This is a genomic window from Pseudomonas sp. ESBL9 (assembly GCF_036668715.1).
Taxonomy (GTDB): domain Bacteria; phylum Pseudomonadota; class Gammaproteobacteria; order Pseudomonadales; family Pseudomonadaceae; genus Aquipseudomonas; species Aquipseudomonas lundensis.
In genome coordinates this window covers 1-12699 of record NZ_JAZEVV010000007.1, presented here as the reverse complement: position 1 = coordinate 12699, position 12699 = coordinate 1, and the positions used below count along the sequence as shown (strand labels likewise).

The following is a 12699-nucleotide window of genomic DNA, read 5'->3' as shown; positions in this document are numbered from 1 at the left end:
ACGTTCTTCCTCACATAAAACTTTGAATCAGTACCACTGTTTTTGAAAAGGCTCCGGCTCGTGCCCCGGTGTCTGTCAGCGTGGACGCGATGGTCAGTGTTGAGGTACCGGCAGGCAGACTAATCATTTCGCCAGCGCGTATTCCATTAACGGTCAGGGTTGAGCTGATCCCATTCCCCAACGGGAATGGATTACCGACTGACACTTGATACCGCACGCTCGCCTTACGCGTACACCTGACTTGGCGGGTCGCTTGTTTTCTGGCTCCAGTGATGTCTCCAATCTTTAAATCGCCAAAATTCAGATCGACACTCACGCCTAGCACATCACATTGGTTAGGAGGGATTGGGGGAGTAGCGCAAGAGTCAGTGCCTGGCAACATGTAATAACCGCCTGTCGTGTAAGTGCCCCAAGCAGCGCATATTCGTACAGTCCATCCGGGGTCTGTTGAGTACGCGTATGCGTAGGATCTTGTGATACTCGTTCCGTATCTGGCCACCCAGGTTTTAATAGCGTCATCCCACGACATGCCGGTAGTCACTGCCACATTGGTATCCGTAATTTGATACCCACAGTTACTCCACGTTGTGCACCCCATGGGCGTTACCGTGCGCTTACCATTGACCAGTATGCTTGCAGATATTGGTCCGAATCGACACGTTGTCCCACTGCTGCATATCACTTTTCCCGGCCTCGCGTTGCCATCAGTTGCATAAGCACTGGCACTACCAGAAGTCACCGATACGAAGCTTTCTGCACCGGGCATGCCACGAGAGTCTGCGTTTACCTTATTTACAAGGTTCCAGGCACTCGCAGCGGGCGCCGTGCACGCCAGTAGAAATGCCAAAAATGAAGCTGTTTTCATGGGTTGGCTCACTCAATTTGTTTCAATGAACGGACCAGAGGGTTAATCCCCTCATCAATAGCCATCTCCTGCACACTTCGCGATACTTACTCACGTTCACATAAAACTTTGAATCAGCACCACCGTTTTGGAGAAGCCCCCGGGCTTTGCACCGTTGTCGGTCAGTGTGGAAGCAATGCGCAATGTAGAAGAACCGCCGGGCAGGTTAATTGCCTGCCCGGCCGCTACACCATTGACCGTAATAAGGCTACTCACTCCATTACCCAAGTCGACGGGGTTACCCAAAGAGACGTTGTATTTTATGGATGTGCTTCGCGTACAACTGACCTGCCGAGACACTTCAACTTTTTTATTCCTGATGTCCCCGATATTTAAAATGCCGTGATTCAAGTCCACCGTGCCGCCGCTGACCGTGCATTGATTGGGTACCGTGGGTACACCTCCGCAGGTCTGCGTATTGGGCACAATCTTAATACCTCCACGCGTATAACTCCCCCACATGGTGCACAGCGAAGTGGTAATCGAATAAAACGTATAAGCGTTGTGCCGATGTAAAGTCGTTCCATAACGGTTGACCCACAGACTGATGGCTTGATCCCAGGTCATGCTGTTATTGACTTTCACGGCGGTATTAGGCGTATCCAGACAGTTGCCCCCATTCACCGGCTCACAGCCCATGGGAAAATACGACCCTGGAAAACTCACGCTCATGGGTCCAAAGTTGCATTCCCACCCGGTACCTCGGCACTCCACTTTTCCGGGATATTGATTAGCAACGCCGTTATTAAAGGCACTTCCAGACCCTGAGACACTAATAAAGTCCCAGTTAATAACATGCGGATCATGATTAGCTTTGTTTACTAAGTTCCAGGCGACTGATAGAGGCGCTACGCCGACTATAAGAGCAACACCCACGACCCAACTTACGACTCTTCTCATATGCTTACGCACCCTGGCAATCGTGCTTAAACGGTTACGGATAACCCAACGTGAATGTCGACACGGCACTGAATAACCCAGCCCTGATGGCGTGTTGAGCAATGGCGCGAGGCTCTCCGCGCACATAGGCCTTGAATTCGATGGTGTTGTCACCAGCGCTCAATGTTTGTTTGTCACTCGGCGTGTTTAAGGGCAGCGCCGCATCGGTCAAGGTTTCGAGACCAATCGCAATGCCTCGCGCACGACTGCCCGCGGCTAACGCCAACAAACCTGGCAACTCGGTGTTTTCAACGCCACTGAAGGTCGTTGTCACCGAGTCGGCAATGCTTGTGTCGCATCCGACCAGGTGAATCGAAAATGGCTGCCCCACGGTGCGTGTGTTGACATACAAATAGTGGGAGGACAAGTCGTCGAACTTGAGCTTTAGGGCTTCATCACCCGGCCGGATCGTGCAGGCTTCAGCGACCAGATTACCGGTGAAACTGAGGTTATCGGCGGCGCCAGCTGTATCAGGCATTAGCAAAGGCACACCCAGCCACCCGACTATTACCGCTTGCCGCCAACCCATACCTGAGATTGCACACCCCATCACTGGTACTCGGCCAGCAACGTTGCCGCTGCGTTAAAGCCGCCTGACTTGAGGGTCGTGCCCGGCCGTTTCACCGGAACGGCTTCCAGCGCGGGCGGGGACGCCGGGTTGATGACGATGGGCGTGTTGAGCTTAAAGGGCTGACCATTTTGCAGGAGTTGAACCCCGAGATCAGTGACACTCGTTTGCACCGCTGACGATTCGAACGAGGTGGCCGTACCTTTAACGCTCAAGATCATTTCCCATGGCAGCGTGCTGCCCGCGCAGGTGATCGTGTAATTCATCGGCAATCGGTAATTGACTCCATCCACTTTGTTGACTCCAACCTCCTTGAAGTCGATGGTCAGCGTATTGCCGTTGTTGATGGTGCACAGGGGGGGCTCCACCAATGTGCCAATAAACGAGAGGTTGGCGGATGCCGTGGCATGAATGCCTGCGGTACACAGGGCCAACAGTGAAAGCTGTTTCCAGTTTTTCATGACGCATTCCTTCTCATTGCTGAGCTACCACCAACGTGGCCACTGCCGAAAACGCCCCGCCTTTGAGTGTGCTGCCGGCCTTTTTAACAGGTACAGCCTCCATCACGGGCAACGTCGGATAGGTAAATTTAATGATCGTGTTGAGGGGCCATGACGCACCATTGATATACAGCTTGATTCCAAGGTCTGGGTTGTTGGTCGCCAGTGCTTGAGCATCAAAGGAGGCACCTGAACCGGTCAAGGTGAGCGTCATGGCATTCGCGGGCGAGCCTGTGCACGTCACGGTGTACGGTACGGAGCGTCGATACTCGATACCGTCGATCCGGGTCGTCAGCAAATTGTCGCCAAAAGGCACTGTCAACGTGCTGCCGCCGTTAATCACACAGACCTGAGGCGCCACGACAGTGCCTCGTATCGTGACATTCACGTCCGCCCAGGCCAGATGCGGAACGACGCACAACAACGCACTGAATACAAAAACTGCGCAGGCATCCGCTGCTTTATGCAACAAGGTTTGATTAGTCATAGTTGAGCCTGAAATCCGCCACCGCACTAAAGGCGCCATTGGTCAGAGGTGCCGAGGTTCGCGTGGGCTGAACATGCCATGTCACAACATCACTGCCATTGGTCAAAAATAACGGCACACCCCAAGCGCCTAAGCGAATGTCACGCCCCAGCTCATCGGTCAGCCGCAACCCCATCCCTGTCACCCCTCTGACCTTTACCAGCTTGGGGTTATCGGCATCAGCGGGGGCCACAAAGGCCACAGAGAGCACGGGTTCATAAGGGCTCCAGACCAATGTGGACGTTCGTGCATCTGGCAAGCCGCCCGCAATGCGGCGGCAGTCCATGAAGCGCATCTGAAACGCGATGGGCGGTGCCATGTCTCCGGGACGCTGCAGGTAGCTGCGCGGCACGTTACCCAAGTCGACGGTTTGAAACGCCGATGTCATGTCCAGAACGCAGGGGGCATGATTAAGGGAGCCACGAATATCAAGCATGCCGTCGTGGGACATCCCCGGTTCATCTGCCGCCTGGAGCTGTGTCGCCAGCAGCAGCCCAAGCGATACCATCATTGAGCAAGACTTCATGACGGCCTCCAGCCTCTGCGGTTATTCATGCTTGGGCGACGCTTTAAGGTCGACCGCGCAGTTATCGCCTTTGCAAGAAAACGCCAATGTAGGCCGTCCGCCATAGTCATTGATGTAGGTCAGATAAGGCGTCGCACCCAGCGCTGTAGCCCGTGGCCCCAAGGTCAAAGAGCCTTTGGGCGGCACCATGAGGGGCTCGAAGTCGTCTGCCGTTTTGGCGTCCTTGCTACTGCGCGCGTCCACCAGCGTGATGTAGTAAGGCGTCGGGTTGTTGACCTGATAGTGGTCACCTTGCCGTGTAAGGGTCAGCTTTTCTTGCCAGGGGTTGGCCAGCTCTTGCTGGCTCGGGATGATGGCCGCAGGCCGATAAAACAATTTGATACGTGTCTGCAACGCGATCTGTAGCGTGTTGCTCTTGTCGCTGCGCGGTGGTATTTCGCGCAAATTGAAGTAGTAAACCGTTTCGCGATCCTGGGCGAGCAACTTGGCGCCGGGTAAAGCCTGGACTTTCACCTGACTGCGCTTGCCAGGCTCCAAACGCTGCACGGGCGGCAGTACGGTCAGGGGCGATGTGATCTTGTTGCCCTGTTCATCTTCGATCCAACCCTGCGCCAGATAGGGCAGCTCGGTGTTGTTATTGGCAATGTTCATGCTCACCGCATCTTTGGCCCCGTCAAAAATCACCCGGGTTCGGTCAAGACCAATGGCAGCCTGCGCCGGGAGCGCCAAACACCCGGTCAGAACGGCCAGAGCCAGCGGCATACAGCGTGTTGAGTTACTCATGAGTTTTTCTTCTCCATGTCGTCAGGGGTGCCCACGGTGGGGGGAGGCGCAACAGCGTTCTTGGCGGTGCCGGTCTGGCAGAGCAGCTTCAGTTCAGAACTCAGGCCGTCCGTTGGAATTGATGCCGGAAGCGTGAGCGTGCATTGCTCATCCGCTCCCCAACTGACGATCATCTGATCGCCCGGATGAATGCCGCTCAGGTAGACACTGCCGCCGTCATTCACAATGCCGGTGTCTTGTTGGCGGGCGTTCTTCACCGTGGCGCCAAAAGGCGGCGCTTTGCCATCGGGCATGCGCAGTACGGCCATGGCTTTCTCGCCAGCGATTACATCCAGCGAGCGGTAGCCGATCGCCCCTTCGGTCAGGGTGAGTTGGGTCACGGACTGCGTGGCTTCGACATTCTTGGGCAGGTTTTCCAGGTCAACGCTGGCCCCGGTTCGGTAGTAACTGCTGATGTCCGCTATCACGGCTTTACCGTAGGCATTGGTGCGCGTCGGGCTGCCGTAACCGCGAACCGGTACGCCCGGCACGCCTTGGGTGTCCACCATCAAGCGTGTCCCGCCCATGCTGCTGCTACGATGCAGCGCTCCACCGTTGGCAGTGACTGTCGCTCCGCCCCGTGCGGAAAGGCTGAAACTGGTGTAGTTATCTTCCTCAAGACCGACGGTGAGATCGACATCGGAAAGATCACCCGTATGACTCAAATACCCGCCGACAGATGTGTTGCTGGCCGAGAGCTGATAGTGGGTGCGGTCATTCAGGCGATCACTGAAGCGCGCCGAATAACTGTTTTTGCTTTGTGACCGGTTGGCACTTGTGGACAGCGACCCCGTACGCCCCAACGGCAGGCTGAGTGAGAGGTAAACCCCGTCACTGCTGGGCTGATCGCGCTCCTGGGTACGAAACATGTTCAGCGAGAAACTGACATTTTTGATCGCGCCCACATTGAAATAGCGCGCCAGTGACAGGTTCCAGCGTTTCTGGTCAGGACGGTCCCAATAGGACTGATTGCTGTAGTTGAGAAATACCGACACGCCCGCGTCCCGGAACTGCTTGTTGAACGTCGCGGTGTACAGCGACTTACTGCCACCGACCGGGCCGCCGTAATGACGCGCGTCCAGGTATTCGCTCATGCTCATGTAGTTCTTTTCGGAAAAGCGGTATCCGGCAAACGTGATCTGGCTGTCGTACTCGGCAAAGCTTTTGGAATAACTCAGGCGATAGGACGCACCCGACAAGGTTTCATCCCGCAATTGGGTTCTGGCACGGGTGGCATCCAGCGACACGGCCCCAAACGCCAATAAATCACGGCCGAGCCCCAGTGAAAGAGCCCGGTAGCTGTTGTCGCCCAGTGCACCGCCATACAGTGACCAACCGTTACTGATCCCCCATGAAAATTCCCCAGTGCCAAAGAAGTCGCCTTCGTTGCCGCCATGCAGCGCAGATGGCCGCCCGCTGGCCAACTTGTAGCGCACGGTGCCGGGACGCGTCAGGTAAGGAATGCTGGCCGAGTCCACCTTGAAGGTATGCACCGACCCGTCCTGCTCCTCGACGCGTACATCGAGTGAGCCCGTGACGGCATCGTTCAAGTCCTGTATGCGAAACGGCCCGGCCGCTACCAGCGTTTCATACAGCACGCGGCCTTGCTGGCTGATGATGACTTTGGCGTTGGTTTTAGCCACACCGACCACTTCCGGGGCGTATCCCCGCAAATTGGGAGGCAGTTGACTGTCATCAGAAGTCAGGGCCACGCCGGTAAAACGGAAACTGTCGAACACATCCGAATAGAGGTAGTTTTCACCCACCGTCAGGCGCGCCTGGAGTGCAGGCAATGCCCGATAGGCATAAAATCGGCTCCATTCCAGATTCTGAGTGCGCCGGGTGCTGTCGTTATCGACCCTTCCCTGCCAGTCGGCACGCAGCCGCCATGGGCCCGCATTGGCTCCCACGGTGCCGTTACCGCTCAACCCCATGCGCGAGTCGCTGTCGTCCTGATGAATGGACTGCGCGGTGAGGTTGTAATCCACCAACAGACCGGGCACACCTTCATCCCAGCGCGAGGGCGGATCCCAGTTTTGGGCGGTGTATTGCAAATACGCTTGGGGCAAGGAGACATGCAAGGTTGAGGTGCTCAGGTCGCCACTGACTTCCAGGCCGGGCAAGCTGCTGAGGTCCAGGCACTTGGCCGTTTTCCACCACGTGAGTTGGGCCAGTTTTTCTTCTTTGAGGCCAAACTGATCCAGCAACTCGGGCGTCAGGCATGCTGCGCTGCCTTTGGGGTCATCGTCGGGCGGTAAAAATTCCACGCGCTGCTCGGGCAGGTGTTGCGCGTTCATTTGCACAGTCATCGGGTACACACCTGGCAAGATGAAACCGCTGCGGGAAAACTGGGACAGATCGATATTGGTGCGATCGTTCACGTCCAGAATATCGGTATTGAATTGAATCTCCGCAGCCAACGCTGCGCTTGTTATCGACATCAGGCCGCCCACAAAACCCGGGCGCAACAATGCCTTGACTGCTGAAGGACTCAGCAGGGCATACAACCCATTCATTCAGTAATACTCCAGCCTGAAACGCACCGCCGCGCTGTGGCTACCCACAGACATGGGTTGGTCATTGCCGACCAAGCGAAGGGTGTAATGAAGCACCTGATCTTTGGTGGCAGAGAATGGAACAAGCGGCATCGGCACGCCTGGCAAACTTTCGCGGCCCTGCGCATCGATGATGTGCAGCGCAACCCCTTGCGAGGTCCCTGTCGCCGCAAACGAACGCCCTTCTCGATCGGGCTCCCCTTCAAAAGTCACCCTGACATGCTGCCAGTCGGGCAGCCGTTCACCGATGTGATCGGGGTCGTAGCGGGTCAGCGAGCAGCCCACCAAGCGCAAGGTAAACGGATGCGGATCGCCTTCACCTTCACGAATAAGTCGCCCTACAGGCGCCGGGTCCATTTCTATAATTTGAAAGGCACTGCCGGTATCCAGGGTGCAGGCCGTATCAATGATTTCTCCACCCAACCTGACAATACCGCTGCCTTGTCCTGCGGCGAGCACCGTATTAACAGACAGCGTTAAAAGAACAAGTGACGTTGCAAGAGCTGCCGGTGAAAGTGCTTTCACGTTGTTGATCCCATTAACTTAGCCCTGCCACCTCGCGGTGGCAGGGCAAGTACTTATTGGTAAGCCAATGAGAAGTTAGTAACGGCTGTGAACTTGCCAGGTTTGACAGCATCCGTTGCGGTGCTGCCTTGCAAGTAAGCGCCGAAGGACAATTGGTTGTCTCCATCCTGCAGGGCTTGTGGCTTGGTCGCTGTACCGAGCACGATTTGCGTACCGGTACCGTCGCGCATCATGATGCCTGCGCCACTGGCTGTACCGACAATCCCCAGCGCGCCAGGAACCGCAGCTGACTCGGCACCGGTAAAGGTGGTGGTCACGGTTTTAAGGGTGCTGGTGTCACAGCCTACAAGCTTGATGTAGAAGGGTTCTGGATCAGCGTAACCGCCATCTGCCAACTGCGATCTGGCGACCTGACCCAGGCTGACGGTCTGATCAACGCTTTCTGGCTTGATAGAGCACGCAGCTTCAATGATCGCGCCCTCGAACGTGACAGTGCCCGACCCCGCCCCTGCTGCGTGTGCAATGGAGGCCGAGCCCGCCAGCAAGACCATAGAAGCCAAAGCAGATTTAAGTACGTACTTCATTCGTGTATTCCCATTTAATTAATAAAAGAACCGAAACAGCTCTTATTGAAAGGCCGGCCTTTCACCCGTAGTTTCCTTACTTATTAATACCGGGCAAAAATATAACGCACTTCAGATTAAACAACCGTGAAGTTGGCCACCCAGACCTGCGAGTTTTACCGCACTTCTAAAACAAAGGAAAAACACAAGAACTCCGTTTCTTTATATTCCCAAGTTAAAACCCCCGTCGGTGAAAACTGATATGAAGTTAGCGCACCGTACTTAAATCTGACGTAGGAATTCTCTGAACAATTTCAAATAGGTAGAGGAAGCAGCAGGCAGCAGGAAACGCACAATGCAAAAAGGCCGCGATCATTGAATGATCGCGGCCTTTGAGAGGGAGGCTAGTTAAACGGCGACCTTATAAGGTCACTTTGCGAGGGGTATTTTGGGGGCCCACTGCAGCCATTCCTCTTCAAATTTGTCGAAGAGCGGGAAGGTCTGTTGCGGGCGGGCCTGGTTGCCCATTTTGTCATCGTCCGGCGTGGCAAACGCGATACCACCCTGTACGAGGGTTTCGAGCGATTCCGTACGAATCGTTGCCCCTTTGAACAACCCGAAGTCGACACCGAACCCGCTGCTGTTCCAGAAGCGGCTGCCGCTGCGCACCAACGGTGCATAACGGGGCTCAATCAGGATATGAACCAGCACGCGGTCTGCCGTGTTGCCCAGCTCATAGCCCGTGACTTTGCCCACGGTGACTTCCCGGTAGGTGACGGGCACGCCTTCTTTGAGGGAGCCTCGACGTGCGGCACTCAACACCAGGCGCAACCCGGCTTCAGGCACGGTGGCGTCAGGCGCCTGATCGAGGGCGACGAAATGGCTTTGCGGGCCACGGTCTTTCGGCGCGGGTTGCACCTCAAGGTATTGGCCTGTCACCAGGGTTTCGAGGTTGGCGGTTTTCATGAGGCCCAACTCGGGTTTGACCACCCAGAATTGGGTCCCTACCCGTGCAATGCGCTCCGGCACTTCAGTAATACGGGCCTGAAGCAGGACTGACTGCAAGTCATCACTCAGGTCGACACTTTCAATTTTGCCCACGGTGAGGCCCTTGAAACGAATGGGCGAGCCGCTGCTCAAGCCGTCTGCCCGCGCGACTTTGATGGTGACCGGCACACCTTGCTCCATGGCCGCGTCGCGATCTTTGAACAGGCGGAAACGCGGGATGCGTTTTTGCAGGGGGGCTGCGGCTTTCGGGGTCTCAAAGGCAATGCCGCCTGCCATCAGACTTTGCAATGATTCACTTTTGACCTGAATGCCGCCGGTCAGGCCGCCTGTCAACGTCACACCGCTGGCGTTCCAGAAACGGGTGGAGCCGTTGACCAGACCTTCATATTCCTTCTCGATGTGCACGCCAATGATCAATTGCTTTTTCGTGCGCGAAAATTGGTAGCTCTGCACCGAACCGACTTTGACTTGCTTGTAGAGAATCGGGCTGCCTACATCGAGTGAGCCGAGGTTATCGGTGAACAGCACCATGTGCAGACCCGGTGAGCGCAGGTCAAGAGGCGGCGCTTTGGGGCGTGCAACAAACTCACGCTCCGGCTTGCTGCCTTTGTCACCCGGCCGAATCGCGATGTAGTTACCTTTGACCAAGGCTTCAAGCCCGGTGATACCGGCCAGCGAAATCGAAGGTTTGACGACCCAGAACTGAGTGCCTTCGACCAAATAATCTTCGGCCAGCGGATCCAGGGCCAGTTCTGCGCTTGCGCTGGTGAGATCAGGGTCGACCTTCAGGCCTTTCAGGCTGCCCACCTGGATACCTTTGTACATAACGGGCGTGCGGCCAGCTTGCAGGCCTTCAAAGTCACTGAGTTTAACTTTGACCTTGATACCGGCCTGAGCGGCGTCGAAGTCTTCATACAAACGGAACGGCAGGTTGGGATCCGTTGGCGGGCTGTCCTGGCGGTTTTCAGGGGTGGCGAAGGCAATCCCGCCGGCGACGATGCTGGCCAGCGATTCGCTGCGCAGCTTCAGCCCGGACAAGTTGGCGTCAATGCTGATGCCACTGGCGTTCCAGAAGCGCGTGTGTTTGCGCACCAGATTGGCGTAGGTCGGTTCAATGTAAACCTTGACCTCCACGGTGCTCTGGTCTTCAGACAGCACGTAGCTTTTGATCTGGCCGACCTGAATCTGCTTGTAGAACACCGGGCTGCCACGGTTAAGCGACCCGAGTCGTTCGGCTTTAAGGGTCAAGTGCAGACCCGGCTTGGCATCCGACAAAGGCGGCTCTTGCGACAGGGCCTTGAACTTGCGTGTGGGCTCGCCATCGGCGGGGCTGACAGCGATGTAGTTACCCGATACCAGGGTTTCAAGGCCCGTAATACCAGCCAATGTGACGCTGGGTTTGACCAGCCAGAAACGGGTATTGGTTCTCAGGTAACGCTCAACATCCTTGTCCATCTCAACGGTGGCAATTACCCCTTTACTGGGACCATCCTCATCGAGCGCCAAGGTTTTTACCTTACCCACAGGCATGCCTTTGTAGACCACTTCGGTCTTGTTGGCGACGATCCCTTCCCCGCTTTCGAATCGAACCTGGATGTTGATGCCGGTTTCACTGTAGGCACGCCATCCCAACCAGCCGCCGATAACCAGCGCGATCAGAGGAAGAATCCAGATGGCCGACCAGTTAGATGCCGGGCGGGTTTTTGCGGTAGGTAAATCACTCATGGTCGTCGTCCGACTCCGTGTTATCCCAAATCAGTCGGGGATCAAAAGTAACAGCAGCAAGCATTGTTAATATCACCACACTGGCAAAGGCCACAGCGCCGAGGTTGGCCTCTACGCTGGCTATTCGCCCAAAGTTGACCACCGCCACCAGAATGGCGATGACAAAAATATCCAGCATCGACCAGCGACCAATGAATTCGATAAACCGGTACATGATGATGCGCTGGCGGGCCGATAAAGGCTGACGGCGCTGCACCGAGAACAGCAGCAAGGCAATGCCCACCAGTTTGAACGTTGGCACCAGAATACTGGCGATAAAGACCACAGCGGCAATCGGGATCATGCCGTGCTGCACCAACTCTATGACGCCGGCCATGATGGTGCTCGGAGATCCCTGACCGAGCGAACTGACGGTCATGATGGGCAACAGGTTGGCGGGGATGTACAGAATGGCGGACGTCAGCAGTAACGCCCAGGTGCGCATCAGGCTGTCAGGGCGCCGTGCATGCACCCATGCCCCGCAACGGGTACAGGTTTGCTCGTCAGCTTCTGCGTCTTGCCGATTCAACTCGTGGCACTCGGCGCATATCAAAATGCCCGCATCAATCGCACGCATGAGTGTCCTCCCCTGAAAGGGCCTGCCAGATCTGATGAGGCGACATGACAACTTCCAACCAGACCTGGACCAGCAAAAGACTTACAAAGCACGTCAAGCCAAGGCCCAGACTTAACTCTGCCATGTCAGCCAACTTCACAATGGCCACCAACACGCCCATCAGGTACACCTCGAGCATGCCCCAGTCTTTCAAGTGGTGATAAATCCTGTAGATCAGCAATCCGTAGGAGCGGCCGATATTCAAGCGAATGCTGAGTAAGACTGCCAGTTGGCACAGCAGTTTGAGCAGCGGAATCCCCATGCTGCACAAGAACACAACCACGGCGATGCCTTGCATGCCTGTGTCAAACAGGCCGACCACACCGCTCCAGACAGTGTCTTGAGTCGCTTGGCCCAACAGATTGAGTTGCATGATGGGCAAAAAGTTCGCGGGGACGTACAACAGCAATGCGGCGATAACGAGTGCAAGGCTGCGTTCTACGACGTTATGCCGATGGGCGTAGAGCTCATAACCACAGCGCGGGCATTGAGCTTTTTCACCGAGGGCGAGATGCGGCTTACGCATCAACAGATCGCACTCATGGCAGGCCACTAACTCACCCAGCGGTAAATCTGACACCCTGCGGGCGTCAACCGGATCTGGCATATAAGGAGTCTCTGGCTTGAAAATGAATGCGCCTATTCTAGTGTGCGAACTACGAAATGACGCTGCCTATTTGTAGGACTTTAGGCGGAGGCGGGCGAAACAAGGCTGGAAGGCTGCAGGATTGGGGATGAAGGTGCCCAGCAGAGATAACCTGAAGGCTCTTTTTCAGGCACAAAAACAAAATCCCTGTCTGCGTGAGCAGACAGGGATTTTGGAATTTAATCTTGACGATGACCTACTCTCACATGGGGAAACCCCACACTACCATCGGCGATG

At 55.8% G+C, this 12699-nt stretch carries 13 protein-coding genes; all 13 read right to left on the bottom strand.

The features are described from left to right. Positions 1-10 precede the first annotated feature (10 nt). Positions 11-382 (bottom strand): MrpH family fimbial adhesin, encoded by a 372-nt coding sequence (locus V6F78_RS22485; protein ID WP_420916731.1) that lies wholly within the window; start codon positions 380-382, stop codon positions 11-13. Between the two features lie 579 nt (positions 383-961). After that, positions 962-1576: an MrpH family fimbial adhesin gene (locus V6F78_RS18460; RefSeq protein ID WP_169840195.1), complete on the bottom strand. Its 615-nt coding sequence runs from the start codon at positions 1574-1576 to the stop codon at positions 962-964. 262 nt (positions 1577-1838) lie between these two features. Continuing rightward, the gene (locus V6F78_RS18455) at positions 1839-2321 is read right to left on the bottom strand and encodes a fimbrial protein (RefSeq protein WP_238934043.1); all 483 of its coding nucleotides are present in this window, start codon (positions 2319-2321) and stop codon (positions 1839-1841) included. A gap of 71 nt (positions 2322-2392) precedes the next feature. Further along, positions 2393-2872 (bottom strand): fimbrial protein, encoded by a 480-nt coding sequence (locus V6F78_RS18450; protein WP_047292212.1) that lies wholly within the window; start codon positions 2870-2872, stop codon positions 2393-2395. A gap of 13 nt (positions 2873-2885) precedes the next feature. Continuing rightward, the gene (locus V6F78_RS18445; protein WP_052959370.1) at positions 2886-3398 is read right to left on the bottom strand and encodes a fimbrial protein; all 513 of its coding nucleotides are present in this window, start codon (positions 3396-3398) and stop codon (positions 2886-2888) included. Next, a complete protein-coding gene (locus V6F78_RS18440) occupies positions 3391-3963 on the bottom strand; it encodes a fimbrial protein (RefSeq protein WP_047292210.1) in 573 nt (190 codons plus the stop codon). The genes V6F78_RS18445 and V6F78_RS18440 overlap by 8 nt, the downstream gene beginning before the upstream one ends. Positions 3964-3984: 21 nt before the next feature. Beyond that, positions 3985-4725 (bottom strand): fimbria/pilus periplasmic chaperone, encoded by a 741-nt coding sequence (locus tag V6F78_RS18435; protein ID WP_254658297.1) that lies wholly within the window; start codon positions 4723-4725, stop codon positions 3985-3987. A gap of 17 nt (positions 4726-4742) precedes the next feature. Then, entirely contained in the window at positions 4743-7301 is a 2559-nt protein-coding gene (locus tag V6F78_RS18430) for an outer membrane usher protein (RefSeq protein WP_094990568.1), read from the bottom strand. Then, positions 7302-7865, bottom strand: coding sequence for a fimbrial protein (locus tag V6F78_RS18425; protein WP_052893264.1), 564 nt, complete (start codon positions 7863-7865; stop codon positions 7302-7304). Between the two features lie 53 nt (positions 7866-7918). Further along, positions 7919-8449, bottom strand: coding sequence for a fimbrial protein (locus V6F78_RS18420; protein WP_047275303.1), 531 nt, complete (start codon positions 8447-8449; stop codon positions 7919-7921). A 408-nt stretch (positions 8450-8857) separates the two neighbouring features. Beyond that, entirely contained in the window at positions 8858-11161 is a 2304-nt protein-coding gene (locus V6F78_RS18415; protein ID WP_047292207.1) for a PqiB family protein, read from the bottom strand. Next, the gene (locus V6F78_RS18410; RefSeq protein WP_047292205.1) at positions 11154-11777 is read right to left on the bottom strand and encodes a paraquat-inducible protein A; all 624 of its coding nucleotides are present in this window, start codon (positions 11775-11777) and stop codon (positions 11154-11156) included. The genes V6F78_RS18415 and V6F78_RS18410 overlap by 8 nt, the downstream gene beginning before the upstream one ends. Next, the gene (locus tag V6F78_RS18405; protein ID WP_047292204.1) at positions 11764-12423 is read right to left on the bottom strand and encodes a paraquat-inducible protein A; all 660 of its coding nucleotides are present in this window, start codon (positions 12421-12423) and stop codon (positions 11764-11766) included. The genes V6F78_RS18410 and V6F78_RS18405 overlap by 14 nt, the downstream gene beginning before the upstream one ends. Between the last annotated feature and the right edge of the window lie 276 nt (positions 12424-12699).